The following is a 20,250-nucleotide window of genomic DNA, read 5'->3' as shown; positions in this document are numbered from 1 at the left end:
CCCCTCCATCTATGAAATGGAGGGGTTTTTTTTATTCAACAGAAAAATCAAGCGAACCTTTTACCGTTCCGTTAATGATGACAGACAGAGTGTGAATTCCCCGATAATGCTTGCGGGTGGTTAAATCTTTAAGGGAATGGTGTTTGCTGAAGGCTTTTACGTCTCCGTTATCCATGGCGGACTCCGACATCTTAAACACCTTGCGGCTGCGGTGCCCCCTTTTCTTTACAAAATCAATCGCGTATTCAACCCTGACTTTTTGCCGGGCGGATGAGCGGATCTGAAAAGAAAAATGTATGCTTGTTCCGATGGCGGCCGTTTCCGAATTCAGTGTAAAACGTTCCAATGAAATCCGGGAGGCGTCTTCAAACCCGAAAACCGCAAGCGCCTGTTTGTCTCCTCTTTTTAACAGTGTCCTGCAGGCGTGCTTCAAAATCCAGTCCGTGTGCGGACAGCTTCCGAACCGCTCGGCTGCGATCTGTGCCAGAACATCCGGATGTGTTTTGGAGATGTCATTCAGGTTATTCGCCACGCTTTTTCTGACATATAACGAGTCATCCTGCATCAAGCGGTCCAGAACAGGGAGAATCGGGGAAGGATCGTCAAGAAGAGCCGGAATGGAGATTCCCCATGGCAGGCGCGGTCTTGAGCCTTCGCTGGCAAGCCTTCTGACATGTTCGTCCGGATGCTCCGTCCAGGAAAGGAACTCTTTGAACATCCGCTCCCGGTCAAGCCTGATATACGGGCGGACCGCAAATTCGGAAGTGGAAAAACGAGTGAAATACTGAAGCGCCTTCATTGATTCGTCCCAGTGATCCGTTCCGTACTGTTGGACATAATCGGGAAAAATAATCCCGGCGAGCCCTGAGAAGTGGGGAGCTGTCTCATATAAGACGTCAAGCGCCCGTATGTAATCCTTCGGCAGTGTTTCATATAAAGAGTCTGTGATCCGGCGCATCCGCTGTTTTAACGTCAGTCCGGGCCAATCTTCCTGAAACATCAGCGCCCGGCACTTGTCCCGCTCAAAAGCCGGATACGCCGATTTGATTCTGTTCAGAAGTGCTTCTGCAAATTCTTCGTTATAAATATCTTTTAATAGAGACATGACAGTCACCGCTTTTTTTCTTTTATTATATGAGAATGTATGTTCCCTCGCAACTTTATCATACATTCAGCATAGATATTTCCTCTGATTTTTTTAGTTAAAAAAACCCTTGTTTTTTAACAATATAATTGAGATAATAACTCTGAAAGCGCCTACACTTACAGATGATCTAAGGATACGGTCGCCTATACTGCCTGGTATGTTAAGGGGTAGCAACAGAGAGTAAGTGAAACGAGCGCATCAACGGTCAAATAAGGGGTTCCTGATATATTTCGTAAATAGAAATACACATTGGGGAGAAGGCAGCAAATCGATCGTATCCCAACAAAACGACAGTTCAAAGTCTGCTTGAGGCAGGCTTTTTTGCTGCGGAGAAAAGGTTGTTCTAAACAAAGAGACAGGGTCATATCCTAATGACAAGTACAGTCATCAAGGAGGGGGACTTCTCTGTGTCAAAACAAATGCTGGCGTTAAATATAGACGGAGCGCTTCTTCGCTCCAACGGCAAACTTCATCAGACGACAAAGGATGCCATCGAATACGTCAAGAAAAAAGGAATTTACGTCACACTGGTCACAAACCGCCATTTTCGCTCCGCTCAAAAAGTGGCGAAAATATTAAAGCTGAATGCGAAATTGATTACCCACAGCGGCGCATACATTTCTGAAAAAATAGATGAGCCGTTTTTTGAAAAGAAAATATCAGAAGATCACACGTTTAATATTGTTCAGGTGCTGGAAAGCTATCCATGCAATATCCGGCTTCTTCACGAAAAATATTCGATCGGAAACAAGAAGAAAGTGAACTCCAATCTGGTCGGGAAAACGATGATTCATCCGTCTGACCCGATTTTTTATCCGGTGCAGTTTGTCGAATCATTAAGTGACCTGCTCCTTGATGAGCCGGTTTCAGCGCCCGTCATTGAAGTGCATGCCGAAGATGGCCTGCAGGCTGATATAACGGATACGATAATGAAAGCATTCCCGGCCGTCGATGTGATCCGCGTCAACGGAGAAAAACTGAACATCGTGCCTAAAGGGGTTTCAAAAGAAAGCGGACTTTCGATGGTCGCCGCTGAACTCGGGCTTTCAATGGAAGAGGTTGTAGCTATCGGCCATCAGGAAGATGATCTGCCGATGATCGAGCTGGCCGGTCTCGGCGTCGCGATGGGGAATGCCTCAAATGAATTAAAAAGAAAAGCGGACTGGGTGACAAGGTCAAATGATGAACAAGGAGTCGCCTATATGATTAAGGAATATTTTCGCATGCAGCACCGCAAAGGCTTTCTCGATAAGTTCCATATGAAACGGCCGTAATCAAGAGCCGCAGACGCGAAACGCCGGTCTGCGGCTTTTTCGCGGATTGATTTTAGCCTGTTCTTTCTGTACACTAAAGAAAGTTTTGAATCTGAAAAATAAGGTGATCACATTGCAAATAAAAATAGACGGCATCACGGATGACAGGCTGCATCGTCCGCTGCAAAACATCGCGAATTTATTTTTTGAAGAGTGTGTTCTTGCGTACGGCGAAACGGAGGAACCCTCTGATCTCGTCATCTCACTTGCCATTTCTCAAGATGCAGACAGCGTGTCGGTATCTGGAGAAATCAAAGGAACCGGCGAAAAGGAACACCATACGAAACCGCTTATTGCCGGATGGAGCGAAAAAGAAGTATTTAAACAGGTGAAAAACACGCTGTCATATGTCTACTTAAATCTTCTTCAATCGCATACGGGCATGACACAAAAATGGGGAATCTTAACCGGCATCAGGCCTACTAAACTTCTTCATAAAAAGCTGCAGAGCGGCCTGACAAAAGAAGAGGCGCATGCCGATCTGAAAAAAGATTATCTGATCCATGATGAAAAAATCAATCTGATGCAGGAGATCGTCGACCGCCAGCTCGCTGCTGTTCCCGATCTGTACCGGGTCAAAGATGAAGTCAGCATATATATCGGCATCCCGTTCTGCCCGACGAAATGCGCCTACTGCACGTTTCCGGCTTATGCCATTCAAGGACAGGCGGGAAGAGTCGGCTCCTTTTTATGGGGGCTTCACTATGAAATGCAGAAAATCGGAGAATGGCTGAAGCGGCATGATATCAAAGTGACGACCATTTATTTCGGCGGCGGCACGCCGACAAGCATTACCGCTGAGGAAATGGATCTTTTATATGAAGAAATGGTCCGCTCTTTCCCGGATGTCGCGAATATCAGGGAGATTACCGTTGAAGCGGGCCGTCCCGACACGATTACGGAGGAGAAGCTGGCCGTTTTAAATAAGTATAAGATTGACAGAATCAGCATCAACCCGCAATCTTATGAAAACGAAACGCTTAAGGCCATCGGCAGACATCATACAGTTGAAGAAACCATCGAAAAATACCATCTTTCCCGCAAACACGGCATGAACAACATCAACATGGACCTGATCATCGGCCTGCCGGGAGAAGGGACGGCTGAGTTCAGGCACAGTCTTGAGGAAACGGAAAAGCTGATGCCTGAATCTTTGACCGTTCATACGCTTTCTTTTAAACGGGCGTCAGAAATGACGAGAAACAAGCATAAGTATAAAGTTGCCGACAGACAGGAAGTGTCCCGCATGATGGATGACGCCGTCCGCTGGACAAAAGAGCACGGCTATACGCCGTACTACTTGTACCGGCAGAAAAACATTCTCGGAAACCTTGAAAATGTCGGCTACTCCTTCCCTGGTCAGGAAAGCATCTACAACATTATGATTATGGAAGAAGTGCAGACGATTATCGGTATCGGCTGCGGCGCGGCAAGCAAATTCATTCATCCGGAAACCGGAAAAATCACGCACTTCGCCAATCCGAAAGACCCGAAATCATATAATGACCGATTCGAGCATTATACAGAAGAGAAAATCAAATACTTAGATGAGATGTTCGTCAAATCTGCATTATAATATCAAAAACGGCACGGAATCAGCGTGCCGTTTTTTTATGTTTAACCGTCTGTAAAAACGGGAAAAGACCATCAGACTGTTATTCGCAAGAGGTGCATAATATGTATGATGTCATAGGAGCGGGAATCGGGCCGTTTAATTTAGGGCTTGCCGCATTGTTAGAGGATATACCCGGAACAGACGCTCTTTTTTTCGATAAAAAGAAAGAATTTGCGTGGCATCCCGGTCTATTAATTAAAGGGACGGATTTACAGGTGGCGTTTCTGGCGGACCTGGTCACGCTCGCCGATCCGAAAAGCCGCTACACGTTTTTAAACTTTCTCCATGAACATGACCGGCTGTACCGGTTTTATACGTTTAATGAATTTGATATTCCGAGACGGGAATTTAACGACTATTTGAGCTGGGCGGCTTCAGAAATCAAATCATGCCGTTTCGGCTCAGAGGTAATCGGCGTGAAAAATGCCGGCGGACATTATGACGTCAGCGTCAAGAACATTGAGGACGGAAGCATCAGTGTCTATCAAACGAAGCATTTCGTCATGGGGACGGGGTCTGAACCGCTTATTCCCGCAGAGATTGCTGCCGAAGCGCGTCAGGACACGATGGTCAGCACGGAATATTTGTTTCGGAAAGACGAGCTCGCCGGCGCCGAATCAATTACAGTGGTCGGCTCCGGACAGAGCGCCGCGGAGATCTTTTCTGACTTATTGCACGATGAACAATACCGCCGCAGCCGGCTGCAATGGGTGACACGCTCCGCCGGATTCCGAGAATTGGAAACCGCCAAGCTCGGACAGGAAATGTTTACACCTGATTATGTGGAATATTTTAACCGCCTGCCTTTTAAAGAACGGCTGAACACGCTCCCTGAGCTGGACGGACTGCGCCACGGCATTGATTCTGACACACTTGCCGCCATTTACGATGCCCTGTATCACAGATCGATCAGCGGAGGTTCGCCTGACGTATATATTCAGCCGATGGCGGAGCTTAAAAAAATTGAAAAGCAAAACGGGCGCTGCGTACTGAGCTTTCATCAATGGCAGATGGATGAAACCTTTACGGCCGATTCAGAAAAAGTGATTTTGGCGACCGGCTTTAAACCTCATATTCCGGAATGGTTTACGGCAATTGCCCCCGATATCGAATGGGAGGATGAGAAACGGTTTAAAGTGACGGCCGATTCCCGTCTTGTCTTTAAGGACGACAGGCGGCATCATTTTTTCACATTAACGAATCTTGATCATGCTCACGGAACGGGCGCTACGAATTTGAAGCTGTCTGTTTACAGAAACCAAAAAATCATCAATACCATTCTGGGAAAAGAGCATTTCTCCATTAATAAAAAAACGGCTTTTCAGCAATTTCTTCCCGCTCAAAAAAACTGACCCCTTATGAAGAGGTCAGTTTTTTTTATGATTTCTGCGGCTTCTTTTCAGGCGTCTTCCATTTGAACACGCTGTTCAACAGGAGATATATCCGCTTCGATTCTTTCGTGAGCAAAGGGCCGAAGATGGCCAGTATCAAAACATATAAGGCGGCGAAAGGTTTAAGTGAAGCGGACAGGCCGCCGGCGATGCCGAGATTTGCGACGATAATGGAGAATTCGCCGCGTGACACAATGGTCAGCCCGATATTAGACGATGCTTTATGAGAAAGCCCCGCCCGGCGCCCGGCGATCATGCCGGCGATAAAGTTTCCGGCAATCGTCAGCAGAACGGCGCCGAGGGCAAGCCATACCGCATCTCCGAGTGAAAACGGATCAATGCTCAGACCGAAGCTGAAGAAAAACATGGCCCCGAAAAAGTCACGGAACGGCACGACAAGATGCTCAATCCTGTCAGAATGGGCCGTCTCCGAAAACACGAGTCCGAGCAAGAGCGCGCCGATCGCTTCAGCGACATGAATCGTTTCGGAAAAGCCGGCAATGAAAAAGAGCGCGGCGAAAATGACGATGACAAATACCTCGTTTGAACGGATATCAAGCAGCTTGTTCAGCAGAGGCGGCAATTTTCGAGCGGCAATGAAAAACAGCAGCATATATCCGAAAGCGATCACGATTGACATCAGCGCGCCTCCGACAGACGTCGCGTCTCCCAGAACAAGCCCGGAAACGACGGATAAGTAAACCGCCAGAAAGATATCCTCAAACATAATGATGCCGAGAATCAGCTCCGTTTCCGGATTGGCCGTGCGCTTTAAGTCGACAAGCACCTTTGCGACAATGGCGCTTGATGATATCGTGATGACGCCCGCCAATACAAGCACTTCCAAAAAGGAAAAGCCCGTGATAAAGCCGTATATCAGCCCTAAACTGAAATTAATCAGAATATAAATCGTTCCGCCGGCGGCGATTGAACGTCCGGATTTGACTAATTTTCCGACCGAGAATTCAAGCCCGAGGTAAAAGAGGAGGAACAGGACGCCCATCCGTCCGAAAAATTCAATCACTTCCCGGCTTTCGATAAACGTCAGGTCAATGATGCCCGCTTGGGGCGCGTGCGGCCCGACAAGCATTCCTAAAATGATCAGGAAGGGGATGATCGAGAATTTAATTTTATTGGCGATGACACTCGCAATGGCTACAAGAACTAACGCCGTACCGACTTCAAATACGAGATGGTCCATAAACAGATCACACTCCGTCTCTGGAGAGGAAGTCTTGGATCAGCTTTTTCAGATGCTTTCTTTCACCTGAGAGGACGAGTGTATCGTTTGCTTCAAGGAGCGAATCAGCGCCCGGGTTTAAAAGCTTTTTCTGGTTATGCTTAATGATGGCGATGACCGTCACGTCATAGTTCTGACGCACATCCAGTTCGCCGAGCGTCCGCCCTGCCGCTTTTGCCCCTTTTTCAACTTTAAACCATTCGATAATCAGATCGTTGAACGCCATTTCAATCGATTCAAGCGCCTGCGGTTTGTACACCATCCCGCCGATAATCGCGGCAATCTGTCTTGCTTCCGCATCATCAAGTGAAATGCTTGCCAGAAGCTCATCAGGGTCGCGGTCATCAAATCTGTAAATTTCCCGCCTGCCGTCATCATGAATGATGATCGTCATTTTTTCATGATTTCTCGTTTCGATTTCGAATTTTTTCCCGATACCGGGCAGATCGTTTTCTTTAATATTCATAAAAAATCCCTCCGGAATATACTGTTTTTACACCGTAAATACAGATTGGCAATGAGAAATGGTCTGATGCCGGAGGTAATTTGACTGGTATTGTATCGGAATGGCGCATGTCCTTTCCATTGTGGAATCAATGAATTGATCAAGAGGTTTGACAGATAACAGGGAGATCATCCGGGATAACGCACCGTATCCTTTTGACAGGCCTTGCGGAGCGGTTTTGGTGTGAACCGGCGTCTTTGCCGAATCCGTTTCCTGCGGGTAAACCGAAATTTGTACATGGCTGTCTGTTTCTGTCACCAATTGGGAAGGAAGAGCGACATCCGAAGGGGGGAACAGCACCATAAAAAAGCTCAGTAACAAGCTGAGTATCACATATTTCATTATCGGCGTTTTTCCCCCCCTTTTGTTTTGTATATCAATTTCACTATATAAAAATGTATGTTCAGTTTCAAATGATATGCATTTTTCGGTATCTATTGACCTTGAAAAATAAAGGAATTTCGCTTCGGCGGAAGGAATATATCATTTGAACAAAATATGTAAGCGGATTCAAGGGGGATGTAAACATGAAGTATATTCGTTATGAAGAAAAGGGAAAGATCGCGGAGATTGTGCTGAACCGGCCTGACAGTTACAACGCGCTGAATGAACAAATGCTCCGGGAATTGGAAAACGCATGCGTGATGGCAGCCGACAGTGAGGCGCTTATCGTCCTTTTGCGGGGGGAAGGCCGGGGATTTTCCGCGGGCGGTGATATCCAGATGATGACGTCTGATCATGATTCAGGAGAATATGAACGGCTCATGAAAATGATCGAATCCATTACGCTGACGCTCTATGATATGAAAAAAATTGTGATAGCCGCCATCCACGGAGCCGCGGCGGGGCTCGGGCTGAGTTTCGCGCTGTGCGCCGATGTGGTGCTCGCTGAAGAAAACGCCCGCCTCGCGATGAATTTCATCGGCATCGGATTGGTTCCCGATGGAGGAGGCCATTATTTATTAATGAGACGCGTCGGTGAGATCGAAGCGAAAAAACTGATTTGGAGCGGTGAAAAATTACCGGCTGAAAAAGCGGTGCGGCTCAAGCTTGCCGACGGGCTGTTCAGCGGCGGCCCTGCGGAGGGGGCACAACCGTATATCGACCGATTGCTGCATGCGCCGCTGTCAGCGATGATTGAAACGAAGGCTATTTATCAGAGCCTCCATATCAGCCGGTTAAAAGATGTTTTGTCTCTTGAACGAAAGGCCCAGGAAAATATGAGAAAAACGGATGATCATAAAGAGGGCATCCGCGCCTTTTTAGAAAAACGGACGCCGCAATTTAACCGATAAAATACAGAAGCCGGAAAGCTTCTGTTATCTGTGGAATAAAATCAGCTTTCCGGCTTCATTTACCAAGCGATGAGTACTGTTCTCAAGCTTTTTTTCCTTCAATAAAGCCTCTCCGGCGGCCTTCGCCTCCACCTCATTATCCGCTTCGATCCGTTCATTCAGCAGCGTTTCTCCCGACGCATGGAATGCGGTCAATACATATTGTCCCATCATGTCACCCCCTTTATAGAATGATATTCTGATAAAGAATTTAAAATCCTCCATTAATTTTTACCCATTATTAGTATATAATGGGTCAAGGAAGGAGTTGGATTCGTGCTTACAATTGAAAACGTAACGAAAACATTCGGCAGCTTTACCGCTGTTGACAATTTGAACCTGCAAATACCTGAAAGGGAAATGTTCGGGCTCCTCGGCGCAAACGGCGCGGGAAAAACGACGACCTTTCGGATGATTTTAGGTCTTTTAAGCCTGACTGACGGGCATATCACCTGGAAAGGGCAGCCGGTCAATTATTCCATCAGTGAAAAAATCGGCTATCTTCCGGAAGAGCGGGGGCTGTATCCGAAAGTGAAGGTGAGTGACCAGCTTGTCTATTTGGCGAGATTAAAAGGAATGGGCAAAAAAGAGGCGGAAAAAGAGCTCATGACATGGCTCGAGCGGTTCGGCATTACAGATTACAAGAATAAGAAAGTCGAAGAGCTGTCGAAAGGAAACCAGCAGAAAATCCAGTTCATTTCGGCCGTCCTGCATAAGCCTGAACTGCTGATTCTCGATGAACCTTTCAGCGGTCTTGATCCGGTGAATGTCGAGCTGCTGAAAGAAGCGGTTATTTCTTTGAAAAACAGCGGCGTTTCCATCGTTTTTTCAAGCCACCGAATGGAGCATGTGGAAGAACTTTGCGAGAATTTGTGCATTCTCCAGAAGGGAAAACCCGTCGTTCAAGGCAATCTGAAAGACATTAAGCGGTCTTTCGGCAAAAAAAATGTCACCGTTCATTCAGATGATGACCTCAGCTTTTTAAAAACGCATGAAGGCGTCGTGAAATGGAAGGAAACAAATGACGGAATCAGACTGCAGGTCGCGAATGAACCGGTTTCTCAGGATATTTTCCGGGCGCTGCAAGGGAAAGGTTTTATACGGAAGTTTGAATTGGAAGAGCCGTCACTGCATGATATTTTTATAGAAAAGGTGGGGGCCGTTTATGAATAAATTTTGGATTATGCTGTTTCATACATATAAAAACAAAATCGCGACAAAGTCATTCATTATTTCGACCGCCATTACCGTTTTATTAGTATTAGCGGTGACCAATCTGCAATCGATTATATCCGTGTTTCAATCGGATGACGGCAAGCAGCAAATTGCGGTGATTGATGAAACGGGCGGGCTGTACCCGGCGTTTGCAAAACAGCTTAAAGCGGCGGATACAGACAATGATCTGCAGGCAATGGAGACGAAGGAGTCCGAAAAAGATGCCGTAAAGCGTGTCAAAGACGGTGAATGGGACGGACTGTTTATCATCAGACAAGATCAAAAAGGAACGATAACAGGAGCATACAAAGCGCTGACCATTTCTGATGAATCAGCGTATAAACTGCTCAAGCAGGCTTTAACCCAGACAAAAACCGCTGTCGAAACCGCCAAGCTCGGCATTTCGGCAGAAAAAGTCAGCAGCCTCTACACTCCGCCGGAAGTCAGCAAAGACGCGCTGGAAAAAGGGGCGAAATCTGAGGAAGAGCTCGGTCAGGTAATGGGGCTTGTCTACATCATGCTGTTTGTCATCTACTTCTCAGTTATCATGTACGCAAGCATGATTGCGATGGAAGTGGCGACGGAAAAATCGTCCCGCGTCATGGAAATTTTAATTTCAAGCATGCCGCCGATTCAGCAGATGTTTGCCAAACTGTTCGGTATCGCGCTCGTGGGGATCACACAGTTTGCGGTGCTGATTGCGGCTGGTTATCTCTCACTGAAGCTGAACCCTCAAAATGATGCGTCGTCGCCGATCAGTGCATTTCTCAATTTTAAGGATGTTCCCGTCTCGACGATAGTCTATGCTGTCATTTTCTATTTGCTCGGCTATTTTCTTTACGCGACGCTTGCCGCGTTTCTCGGCAGTGTTGTCAGCCGGATAGAGGACGTACAGCAGACGATTCAGCCGATGGTTTTTTTAGTCGTGGCAGGTTTTATGATCGCCATGTTCGGCATCGGCAATCCTGACGCCGGTTTTATTACCGTTACCTCTTACATTCCGTTTTTCACGCCGATGATTATGTTTTTACGCGTCGGGATGCTCGATATCCCGTTTTGGCAGGCTGCGGCCGGAATCGCCCTGACACTGCTCACTATCGTGATCTTTGCAGCGGTCGGCGCGAAAATTTACAAAGGCGGCGTTTTGATTTACGGAAACGCCAGCGGATTCAAAGCGATCAAACAAGCGCTGCGCATCTCCAAAAAATAAGTGAAACAGCCCGGAACAGCCGGGCTGTTTTTTTATTTTACAGAACGTGCATTCGTATAAAAACGGTGCTAAAATAAGGGTAATTCAATTTGCAGAAAGGGGAGGGCGAGATGGCTGATCTGACGTTTATTCATGCCGCTGACCTGCATCTGGACAGCCCGTTTTACGGCATTTCGAATCTGCCTGAACCGGTATATGCGCGTATTAAAGAAAGCACATTTCACAGCGTCCGCCGACTGACGGACGGGGCACTCCGGGAGCAGGCAGATTTCGTGCTGCTTTCGGGGGATCTGTTTGACGAAGCCAACAGAAGTTTAAAAGCCCAGCTGTTTTTGAGAAAACAGTTTACGAGATTACAGGAAGCGGATATCCAAGTGTTCGTCATATTCGGCAACCATGATCATTTGGGCGGTAAGTGGTCGCCGATTGAATGGCCGGAAAATGTACATATCTTCACCTCGGATACACCGGAGGAAAAATCTTTCTTTAAAAACGGAGAGCTTGCGGCAAGCATATACGGATGCAGCTATCAGGAAAGAAGCGTAACGGTCAATCAGGCGGCCCGTTACCGGAAAATGACCGGCGCGCCTTATCATATCGGCATGCTCCACGGCATGTTATCAGGAGCGGAAGGGCATGACCCGTACTGCCCGTTTACGAAAGAAGACCTTGAAAAAAGCGGCATGGATTACTGGGCGCTCGGACACATTCATAAACGGCAGGTTCTGTCCGCCCAGCATCCCGCCGCCATTTACCCGGGGAATATTCAAGCCCGGCATTTAAAAGAAACCGGGCCTAAGGGATATTATCTCGTCCGGGCGGCAAACGGTGAGATGTCTTGGGAATTCAAAGAAGCGCATGATGTGTTATGGGAGGAAATTGATCTGGATATCTCCGGAGCTGAACATATGACTTCACTTCTGAAAGCCGCATCGGATACATTCTCCGGCTTGCGCGCGGCGGGCCGCCCGGCATGTGTCAGGCTGGTGCTTCGCGGCGCGGCGCCCCGCTTTTGGACGGAGGCGCCCGCAGGTATCGCGGAGGAGCTTCTTTCCGCTTTACAGGAGGAAGAGGCCGAAGAGGAATGTTTCGTCTGGCCGCTTGCGCTTGAGGATCGGACGGATGAAACAGACACCGTGCCGCCCGATCCGTTTTTTAAAGGGCTCCTTCAGGACATAGAACAATGCGCAGACATGAGCGGTGTATTTGAAGCCCTTGAGCGTCATCCCGTATACCGGCGTCAGATGGCTTCATTTACAGATGAAGAGATACTGGATATTAAGCGGCAGGCTCAAGCCGTTTTAAGACGCCAGATGAAGGAGCTTCAGAGATGAAAATAACGGCGATGCATATTTACCAATACGGAAAATTTTCCGACCGAAGTTTTCAGCTGTCAGATTCTCCCGTGCAAGTGATCTACGGGTTAAATGAAGCGGGCAAAACGACATTGATGTCCTTTATCAAAAGCGTGCTGTTCGGTTTTCCGAAATCAAAAAAATACGAACCGAAAAACGGCGGGGTTTACGGCGGCACTGTGGAATTGAAGCATGGCGATCACGGCGCTGTCAAAATCGAACGGACAAAAGGCGCTGCCGAAAAAGTCAGAGTGTATACGGCTTCAGGCGAAATCAAGGACGGAGAATGGCTCAAACAGCTTCTCTCCGATACAGACCGGGCGCTGTACGAAGCGATCTATTCGTTCGATGTATTCGGACTGCAGGAGATTCAAGCTTTTAACCGGGACAAAATCGGCGAGTTTCTCCTGTATTCGAGCTTATTCGGGTCGGAAGCGGCGGCAAAGCTTGACGGGCGACTGGCAAAAGAACTTGACAGGATGTATAAGCCGAACGGGCGGAACCCCCGCTTAAATCAGGAGTTGGATACATTAAAGCGGCTCAGCGCCCAGCTGAAACAGGCGGAAGCTGCGGAAGCGGGCTATCACAGCCTTCTGGAAGAGAAAAAAAGCGCCGGCGGCCGTTTGCAGGATGCCGAAGCACGATTGAAAGACATAACTGAAGAAATCAAAACAGTAAAATCGGCGATAGAAGCAAAGCCGCTCGCAGACAAAAAAACAGCCTTGGAAAGCGAACTTTCTTCTTATCCGGTAGCATTGAAGCAATTCCCGAAGGACGGAATGCATCAGCTTGAAAAATACGAATCGCATCTCCATCCGAAAGCGGCCCGTCTTGAGGGGCTTCGGGCAAAAGCGGCTGAACTCAGGCGGCAGGCTGATCTGCTCGCTCCAAATGAGGACTTGCTGCAAAAAGAGCGGCAGCTGCAGGAGCTTTCCGGCGAGCAGCATATGTACGAATCGCGCGGCGAACAGCTTGCCGCCATCCAATCACAGATCCGGCAGACATCTGCCCGCGTTTCGTCAGGATTGCAGCAGCTCGGAAGACATGAGGAGGACGGCATTCTTTCACTGAACACCGATTATGAATATGAATGGCGGCTGCAGGAAGCCGTGCAGAGCGCCGGACAGGCAAGAGAAAGAAAGACACAGCTTGATGCGATTTTCGAACAAGCGCGGCTGGAGCTGGAAGAAGCCGAACGAAAACATGCCTTGACGGCAGAAAACATTTTGGACCCCGCTGTCAGGAAAGAAAAAGAAGCCGCTTTACAATCATATAAGCAAATGGCTGATACAGAAGGAAACGAATGGCAGGCACATGTTCAGCATCTGGAAAAACAGCGCGCCAAACAAAAAAAGCTCTTTCTCGGTGCGGGCATTCTGTTCATTGCGATTTTCGCTATGTTAAAGGAATGGCTGCCCGCCGCCCTTTTTACCGGCGCTCTGCTGCTGTATATGCTGTCCGGCATGCAAAAACCGCTGCCGTCAGAAAGAGGAGGGCCCGGACACAAGAAAAAGAAGCCGGCGATCTCTAAAGAAGCGGCTGATCTTCTGCAGGAAGAGCTTTGGCGTGACGGCCGGCACCGGCAGCAGCTGATTGCGGATCAAGCCGTGCTTGAACAGAAAGAAGCGGCATATGAAAGAGTCATCCGCCAATATGAAGAATGGGAGGCCGAAATGGCGCCGTCTGAAAAACAGGCGGAACTTTTTATGAATGAACTGGGGTTTTCAGGAAGTCCTTCCCATCTTCTTGACGCATATCATGTGATGAAAGATGTCAAAAAAGAAATCCTTAACAAGCATGAGCTGACCATTGAAGCGGGCAGGCTGCAAAAGCTGCAAAGAGCATTTGAGGACCGGGTCAAAAAGCTGAGTCCTTCAGACGGAAGGGAGCTGTCCGTAAAAGAAAGACTGCACGTTTTGCTGGCGCAGGCGGAACGAGCCCGTGAGGAAGCAAAACGAAAGCAGGCGCTCGAAACGGATCTGCTGCATGCACAAGAGCAAATGCGTGAATTAAATGAAGAAGTTCATTACTACGAACAGCAGGTCAAACAGCTTTTCATGGCGGCAGGCGCAAAAAACCGCGAACACTTTTGTGAACTCGCCAGGCTGACTGAAAGCCGCCGGGAAACAGAGCGGCAGCTGCGCGAAATCAAAACGCACTTGTCCGGCATAGGCGGAAAACAGCTGGAGCCGTACATGAGCCGCACAGTGTCCGAACTTGAACATACAGTCGTTCAGAAGGAAACAGAGAAAAAAACGCTTGAGGAAAAAAGCGCCAAGCTCCGTGAGCAAACCGCTTTATTAACGGTGAAGCAAGAGCAGCTGGAGTCCTCGGGGCTTGTATCCGATTTAAAACAGCAGACAGAAATGCAGAAGGAGCGCGTGAAAAAAACCGCTAAAGAGTGGGCCGCATTACAGACGGTCAGACACATTATCAGGGAAAAAATGGAGCGGCATAAAAAAGTGACGCTTCCCCGTCTGTTAGAAACCGCCGGTGCATTATACGGACCGCTTACGGACGGACGCTATCACAAATTGTATTTTTCCGAGGCTGATGATTCCATTATGGTTATGCGGAAAGACGGAACGGTGTTTTCTGCAGGCGAACTGTCACAGGCGGCATGCGAGCAGCTTTATGCGGCGATTCGTTTTGCGCTTGCGTCAGAGAGGGAATCTGCGGTATCACTGCCGTTTTTACTTGATGACAGTTTTGTCCATTTTGACAGGCAGCGGCTGCAGCGGCTGTTTGATGTGCTGAATCAGCTTTCAGAAGGCGGGCGGCAGATACTTTATTTCACCTGCCATGAGCATGTCAGCCGGTCTTTTCACAGCGGACAAGTCATGCGGCTCCTGTCATAAAAGAGTTTATTTTCAAAAAAGAGGTATGTGCTATACTGGTATTATGTAAGATATGGAGGGAGCTTTTAATAGAATGGCAAAAGGTATTATGCTGCACGAGGTCGGCGAGCAGGTCGATCAATACTTTCTGATTAAATCTTCGACTAAGGGAATCGCAAGCAACGGAAAACCATTCCTGACGTTAATGCTGCAGGACCAATCGGGAGATATCGAAGCGAAGCTGTGGGATGCCAAGCCGACTGATGAAGTAACGTACGCGGCGCAGACGATCGTGAAGGTGATCGGAGATGTCCATCACTATCGCGGACGAAACCAGCTTAAGCTGAGAAACATCCGGCCGGCCGGCGAGAACGAAAATGTCAGCATTGATGATTTTCTGGAAACGGCGCCGATTCCGAAAAACGAAATGATGGAAACCGTCACTCAATACATTTTTGAAATGAAAAATCCAAACATCCAGCGGATCACAAGACATCTGGTCAAGAAATATGCGGCTGAGTTTATGGACTACCCGGCGGCGGCTAAAAACCACCATGAGTTCGTCTCCGGGCTCGCGTATCATGTAGTGTCCATGCTGAACCTGGCAAAAGCGATTGCCGATCTGTATCCGTCTCTTGACCGGGATTTACTGTATGCCGGAGTCATTCTGCATGATCTCGGCAAAGTAAAAGAGCTTTCAGGCCCCGTCTCCACGACGTACACCGTGGAAGGGAATCTGCTCGGACACATTTCGATCATGGTGACAGAGCTTTCAAAAGCAGCCGAAGAGCTTCAGATTGACGCTGAAGAAGTGCTGATTCTGAAGCATTTGATTTTAAGCCATCACGGAAAAGCGGAATGGGGAAGCCCGAAACCGCCGATGGTGAAAGAAGCGGAAATTCTTCACTACATTGACAATCTGGATGCAAAAATGATCATGATGGACAGAGCGCTGGAACGGGTGAAGCCGGGCGAATACACAGAGCGTGTATTTGCGCTTGAAAACCGTTCTTTCTACAAACCGACTTTCCATCAATAAGATAAAAAAGACCGATTCTCTATGATCGGTCTTTTTTACGTTCAGCTCTCATAACTTGTCTTTATCAAGCATAGCTTAGAATAAAGACTCTGGGCGAAAAAGGGAGGAAACCGACGTGCTATTTTTTCCTTGGTGGGTATACCTTTGCATTATCGGAATTATTTTCAGCGCTTATAAGCTTTTCACAACAGCTAAAGAAGAGGAAAAGCTTGACCAGTCGTTTATTGAAAAAGAAGGAAGGGTGTATATTGAACGGATGGAACAGGAACGCGAGCGCCGTATGGCGGCGCCCGCAAGTGAAAACGGGGATGCGGAAGAAAACTCCAATCATTCCATCGCATAAAAAAACTGTGCGGCTCGCCGAGAGCCGGGACTGACCCCATAAGATGAGACAAATAAAAACACCTTCAAGTTTGAATACGGATGATTGTTATCCGAAATTAGACTTGGAGGTGTTTTTTCTATGAGAACAAGAGTGAGTTATCCGGTTGAAGTGAAACAGAAGGCTGTAGAAATGAGATTGGCAGGCGTACCTATGAAAGAGATCCTGCAGGAGTTGAATATTAAGAATAAGACACAGGTTCAGACATGGGTTAGATGGTATAAGGCTGGTGATACACATCGATTCGAACAGCCTGTTGGAAAGCAATACACTTACGGAAAAGGTCCGGAGTATTCTTCCGATTTAGAGAAACTGCAGGCAGAGATTCGTTACCTGAGACAACAGAATGAAGTTTTAAAAAAGTACAACGAATTGGAAAGGAAGTTGATAGCGAAACGTCAGTCGAACTTGTAGAAATATTGCACAGCACAATGACCGTACAGGATATCTGTATTCATTTAGGTATCTCTCGAGCGTCTTATTATCGTTGGAAGAAGAATCTGATGAAGGATCATCCCAAGCGCCATTTGGAAAAACAAATCGGCACGTTGTGCCGAGAGCACAAGTATCGATATGGATATCGAAAAATCACAGCCATACTAAAAAAGAGAATGTGTATTAACCATAAAACGGTTCAACGTATTATGCAGAAAAATCAATGGCAGTGTCGGGTTAAGGTGAAAAAGCGCAAGAAGGATGGGCAGCCATATGCCGTGGTCGATAATATATTGGATCGGAACTTTCAGTCTGATCGTCCTCTTGAAAAACTAGTAACGGACATCACATATTTGCCTTATGGACAGAAACAATTGTACCTTTCCAGTATATTAGATTTATACAATGGAGAAGTGATTGCTTTTACTATTGGGGATAAGCAGGACACAGCCTTTGTCTTAGACACACTTGATCAGCTACCAATGCTGCCTGAGAACTGCGTGTTACATAGTGACCAAGGTTCTGTGTATACATCTTACGAGTATCAAAAAGCTGTTAAAACAAAAGGCATTACCATGAGCATGTCCCGCAAAGGGACGCCCGCTGATAATGCCTCCATCGAATCGTTTCATTCCTCGCTAAAGTCTGAAACGTTCTATCTTAACAGCATTGATCGAACTACGACTGCCATCGTAGAACGCACTGTCATAGAATACATTCATTATTATAACAATATTCGTATTCAAACCAAACTAAACAACCAATCACCGATAAACTATCGGCAATTGGCTGTTTAAAAGGTGTTTTGACCCCTGTCTCAAAAACGGGGGGCAGTCCCAGCCCGCACAGTTTTTTTATTTAGATTCAGAAGAAGTTGAAGTGTTAAACGTGTCTTTTAAGTCTTTGTCTTCCACTTTTACGTCAGCTTTTTTCATGACTTTTTGAATTGCCGCCTGTACAGCTGAGTTGTCGTTTAATTTCTGCTTAAGAACTTCTTCTTTCAGTTCTTTTTTCATGTCATCATATTTGCCGCGTTCTTCTGTCTTTTTGATGATATGATAACCGAATTTTGTTTTGACCGGATCGCTGACTTGTCCGACTTTCAGGCCGAATGCAGCTTTGCTGAATGTTTCATCCATTGACTTTTTATCGAACCAGCCAAGGTCGCCGCCGTTGTCTTTTGAGCTGTCAGTTGAATATTCTTTCGCAAGCGTTTCAAACTTCTCGCCTTTTTTCAGCTTTTTCTCCACTTCGTCAGCTGTCTTTTTGTCAGCGACAAGGATGTGGCTCGCGCGGATTTTACCTTTTAAGCCGTCGTAATATTCTTTCGTATCGGAGTCAGTCACTTTGATGTTGTCTTTCGCCGCTTTTTGTGCAAGCAGTTCGTACTTCACCTGATCTTTCAGGTAATCTTCGCCGTACTGCTGTTTAAGGGCGCTGTACTGATCGCCGAGCTGCGTTTTGTACTCTTTCAGCTTGGTATCGATTTCTTTATCCGATACTTTGTATTTTTTTGCTAATACTTTTTCTTGTACGAGCTGTGTCAGCACACTTGCGCCCGCGGTTTTTTTCATGTTCGTGTAGAGCTCGCCTTTTGTTACATTTCCGGCATCCGTCTTGGCAATCACGTCGTTGTCGCCGCTGCTGCAAGCGCTGAGAGCCAGGACGCTCGTTGCCGTAATAGCTGCTATCGCGATTTTCTTCATTCCATTAAACACTCCTAATCATCCAAATTAAATTGCATATGCGTATCATAACATATTGTGGCTTTCTGTAAAAAGATTTTAAATAAAGGGCATTCGTCTAGTCAAACTTTTTCCTGATACATACAAATATATTGATCATGAAAAGGAGGTAATGAACCATGGGCGGAGGATATTCAAACGGTTTCGCACTGCTCGTAGTACTGTTCATATTGCTTATCATCGTAGGTGCAGCTTACATTTGTTAAGCGAAACGGATCGCTTTTTCCAAAAGCGGTCCGTTTTCTTACCCGGGCGCCTAATCGTTTCAGAAGTAAATTGCATATGATGTAATTGGAAAAATAAAACGTTTTGTAGGAGGTGCTTTTGGAGATGGGTGAAGTATTTGCAGGCGGTTTTGCATTATTGGTTGTTCTGTTCATCTTATTGATCATCATCGGCGCTTCTTGGCTTTATTAAGAAAAAAATATGGCTGTCGGGAGTCAGACCTCCGTCAGCCATATTTTTTTGCCTGTTTACACAGTAAAGGAGATCTCGACGAATGAAGAGATCAGTAAAATTAAAATAGATACATTAATAAAACGGAATACCTTATCCTGCCGGTCTTCAGGAATCTCTCTGACAAGGCATAATGTATTTGTGAGCCTGTTTATGAAATAAAGAATAAACAGGGCAGCCACGATAAAATAGAATAAAATGATGGGAGATTCCCCCTCTCTCTGAACTGCTCCCATATTACATTACCAAATATTTATTAAAAAAGATAGAATGTAACCTGAAAAATCAGCGGGACATCAAGACTCCGGCACTTTTTTTACTAAAATATCAAAACCGTCGGATTCCTGGTCAATCAGACATGATTTGGGCGCTTTGACCAGATGCAGGGCAAACAGAAGATCAGGCAGGCAATACCCCGCATGAATGCTCGAAATCATATAAAAGTAATGAGCGTGTCTCGGAAATGCCAGTCCGGCATAAAACAATAACGGCGTAATGAATAAAAACGGGCTGATCGTTGAAATCAGCATCGTCGTTTTCGGTATGCCTTTCCATGTCGGCATCCGTAAGAAGTACATTTTCATTTCCTTTTTTCTTTTTTTACAGATCATCGGCAGGACATGTATGACTTTATGTACAAATAAAGTAACAACGAGCAGAACACAAAAAGCAAACACGTGCCCGTCACTTAAACTGATATTCGGACGCAGCAGCCCGAATGCCAAGAAGTTGCATATAAAAAACAGGATCATAAAACCTACAGCAGTCAATAATAAACGAACCGCACCATAATCTTTGATCAGATTAATGGTTTTCCAGCAATTCATCAGAGTCATCCTTCCGTACAAAGATGGAATACAATCTCAAAATAATTTACTCTCTTCAGGAGAAAAAATCAATCCTTTTTTAAAGAAAAAAATAAACCTGGAAAGAGAAGAACAGAAGAGCTCGGTGAAACATGGAAATGTACGGTTTAACCTTTCTTCTCCATTCATTATCAGCTAAAATAAGATTAAAGATAGAAAGAAGTG

General features: G+C 46.6%; 21 protein-coding genes. 13 read left to right on the top strand and 8 right to left on the bottom strand.

The features are described 5' to 3' along the window. Window positions 1–31: 31 nt before the first annotated feature. Window positions 32–1,171: a DNA alkylation repair protein gene (locus ABK447_RS15555; protein ID WP_079891469.1), complete on the bottom strand. Its 1,140-nt coding sequence runs from the start codon at window positions 1,169–1,171 to the stop codon at window positions 32–34. A gap of 383 nt (window positions 1,172–1,554) precedes the next feature. Between ABK447_RS15555 and ABK447_RS15550 the strand changes: the two genes are divergently transcribed. The 3 genes from ABK447_RS15550 (at window position 1,555) to ABK447_RS15540 (ending at window position 5,427) form a co-directional block, all read left to right on the top strand. Further along, a complete protein-coding gene (locus ABK447_RS15550; RefSeq protein ID WP_012117197.1) occupies window positions 1,555–2,421 on the top strand; it encodes a Cof-type HAD-IIB family hydrolase in 867 nt (288 codons plus the stop codon). Window positions 2,422–2,533: 112 nt separating this feature from the next. After that, window positions 2,534–4,036, top strand: a complete 1,503-nt coding sequence (locus ABK447_RS15545; RefSeq protein ID WP_094031623.1) for a coproporphyrinogen III oxidase — start codon at window positions 2,534–2,536, stop codon at window positions 4,034–4,036. A 101-nt stretch (window positions 4,037–4,137) separates the two neighbouring features. Then, window positions 4,138–5,427, top strand: a complete 1,290-nt coding sequence (locus ABK447_RS15540) for a lysine N(6)-hydroxylase/L-ornithine N(5)-oxygenase family protein (protein ID WP_094031624.1) — start codon at window positions 4,138–4,140, stop codon at window positions 5,425–5,427. A gap of 25 nt (window positions 5,428–5,452) precedes the next feature. On the opposite strand, the gene ABK447_RS15535 is transcribed toward ABK447_RS15540, so the two are convergent. The 3 genes from ABK447_RS15535 to ABK447_RS15525 are packed head-to-tail and all read right to left on the bottom strand — an operon-like array spanning window position 5,453 to window position 7,553. Next, on the bottom strand, window positions 5,453–6,667 hold the full coding sequence (locus ABK447_RS15535; RefSeq protein WP_003155266.1) for a cation:proton antiporter: 1,215 nt from the start codon (window positions 6,665–6,667) through the stop codon (window positions 5,453–5,455). 7 nt (window positions 6,668–6,674) lie between these two features. Continuing rightward, a complete protein-coding gene (locus tag ABK447_RS15530; RefSeq protein WP_012117200.1) occupies window positions 6,675–7,172 on the bottom strand; it encodes a cation:proton antiporter regulatory subunit in 498 nt (165 codons plus the stop codon). Between the two features lie 27 nt (window positions 7,173–7,199). Beyond that, the gene (locus ABK447_RS15525; RefSeq protein WP_012117201.1) at window positions 7,200–7,553 is read right to left on the bottom strand and encodes a hypothetical protein; all 354 of its coding nucleotides are present in this window, start codon (window positions 7,551–7,553) and stop codon (window positions 7,200–7,202) included. 185 nt (window positions 7,554–7,738) lie between these two features. Here ABK447_RS15525 and ABK447_RS15520 point away from each other — a divergent pair, with 185 nt between their 5' ends. Then, window positions 7,739–8,506, top strand: coding sequence for an enoyl-CoA hydratase (locus ABK447_RS15520; RefSeq protein ID WP_015239501.1), 768 nt, complete (start codon window positions 7,739–7,741; stop codon window positions 8,504–8,506). Between the two features lie 24 nt (window positions 8,507–8,530). On the opposite strand, the gene ABK447_RS15515 is transcribed toward ABK447_RS15520, so the two are convergent. Beyond that, complete coding sequence (locus tag ABK447_RS15515) at window positions 8,531–8,716, bottom strand: YhzD family protein (RefSeq protein WP_094031625.1); 186 nt, start codon at window positions 8,714–8,716, stop codon at window positions 8,531–8,533. A gap of 105 nt (window positions 8,717–8,821) precedes the next feature. Here ABK447_RS15515 and ABK447_RS15510 point away from each other — a divergent pair, with 105 nt between their 5' ends. The 7 genes from ABK447_RS15510 (at window position 8,822) to ABK447_RS15480 (ending at window position 17,815) form a co-directional block, all read left to right on the top strand. Beyond that, the gene (locus tag ABK447_RS15510) at window positions 8,822–9,718 is read left to right on the top strand and encodes an ABC transporter ATP-binding protein (RefSeq protein WP_007409231.1); all 897 of its coding nucleotides are present in this window, start codon (window positions 8,822–8,824) and stop codon (window positions 9,716–9,718) included. Then, the gene (locus ABK447_RS15505; RefSeq protein WP_025284501.1) at window positions 9,711–10,970 is read left to right on the top strand and encodes an ABC transporter permease; all 1,260 of its coding nucleotides are present in this window, start codon (window positions 9,711–9,713) and stop codon (window positions 10,968–10,970) included. The genes ABK447_RS15510 and ABK447_RS15505 overlap by 8 nt, the downstream gene beginning before the upstream one ends. Window positions 10,971–11,080: 110 nt before the next feature. After that, window positions 11,081–12,304 (top strand): DNA repair exonuclease, encoded by a 1,224-nt coding sequence (locus ABK447_RS15500; RefSeq protein ID WP_015239504.1) that lies wholly within the window; start codon window positions 11,081–11,083, stop codon window positions 12,302–12,304. Further along, window positions 12,301–15,183 (top strand): AAA family ATPase, encoded by a 2,883-nt coding sequence (locus tag ABK447_RS15495; protein ID WP_094031626.1) that lies wholly within the window; start codon window positions 12,301–12,303, stop codon window positions 15,181–15,183. The genes ABK447_RS15500 and ABK447_RS15495 overlap by 4 nt, the downstream gene beginning before the upstream one ends. A 73-nt stretch (window positions 15,184–15,256) precedes the next feature. Continuing rightward, entirely contained in the window at window positions 15,257–16,201 is a 945-nt protein-coding gene (gene yhaM, locus ABK447_RS15490) for a 3'-5' exoribonuclease YhaM (RefSeq protein ID WP_003155251.1), read from the top strand. A gap of 115 nt (window positions 16,202–16,316) precedes the next feature. Next, the gene (locus tag ABK447_RS15485; RefSeq protein ID WP_012117207.1) at window positions 16,317–16,544 is read left to right on the top strand and encodes a sporulation YhaL family protein; all 228 of its coding nucleotides are present in this window, start codon (window positions 16,317–16,319) and stop codon (window positions 16,542–16,544) included. 120 nt (window positions 16,545–16,664) lie between these two features. After that, window positions 16,665–17,815 (top strand): IS3 family transposase gene (locus tag ABK447_RS15480; RefSeq protein ID WP_094031497.1). Its coding sequence is split into 2 segments (ribosomal slippage): window positions 16,665–16,938 and window positions 16,938–17,815, totalling 1,152 coding nucleotides; the frame shifts between segments, so codons are not numbered across the junction. A gap of 57 nt (window positions 17,816–17,872) precedes the next feature. Here the strand turns inward: ABK447_RS15480 and ABK447_RS15475 are convergent. Continuing rightward, a complete protein-coding gene (locus ABK447_RS15475; protein WP_015239508.1) occupies window positions 17,873–18,724 on the bottom strand; it encodes a peptidylprolyl isomerase in 852 nt (283 codons plus the stop codon). Window positions 18,725–18,882: 158 nt separating this feature from the next. On the opposite strand from ABK447_RS15475, the gene yhzE1 reads away from it, so the two are divergent. After that, window positions 18,883–18,969, top strand: coding sequence for a sporulation protein YhzE1 (gene yhzE1, locus ABK447_RS15470; protein WP_017417375.1), 87 nt, complete (start codon window positions 18,883–18,885; stop codon window positions 18,967–18,969). Window positions 18,970–19,093: 124 nt separating this feature from the next. Continuing rightward, window positions 19,094–19,180 carry a sporulation protein YhzE2 gene (gene yhzE2, locus ABK447_RS15465; RefSeq protein WP_003155248.1) on the top strand — a complete coding sequence of 29 codons (87 nt, stop codon included), beginning with the start codon at window positions 19,094–19,096 and terminating at the stop codon, window positions 19,178–19,180. Between the two features lie 56 nt (window positions 19,181–19,236). Here yhzE2 and ABK447_RS15460 read toward each other — a convergent pair whose 3' ends face one another. Then, entirely contained in the window at window positions 19,237–19,455 is a 219-nt protein-coding gene (locus tag ABK447_RS15460; RefSeq protein WP_003155245.1) for a hypothetical protein, read from the bottom strand. A 60-nt stretch (window positions 19,456–19,515) separates the two neighbouring features. After that, entirely contained in the window at window positions 19,516–20,046 is a 531-nt protein-coding gene (locus ABK447_RS15455; protein WP_007409225.1) for a DUF3267 domain-containing protein, read from the bottom strand. Window positions 20,047–20,250: the final 204 nt, after the last annotated feature.

The organism is Bacillus sp. hwrm1 (genome assembly GCF_040207805.1).
Lineage (GTDB): Bacteria > Bacillota > Bacilli > Bacillales > Bacillaceae > Bacillus > Bacillus velezensis.
The sequence above is the reverse complement of the archived record's forward strand: the minus strand, read 5'-3'. Positions and strand labels throughout refer to the sequence as shown.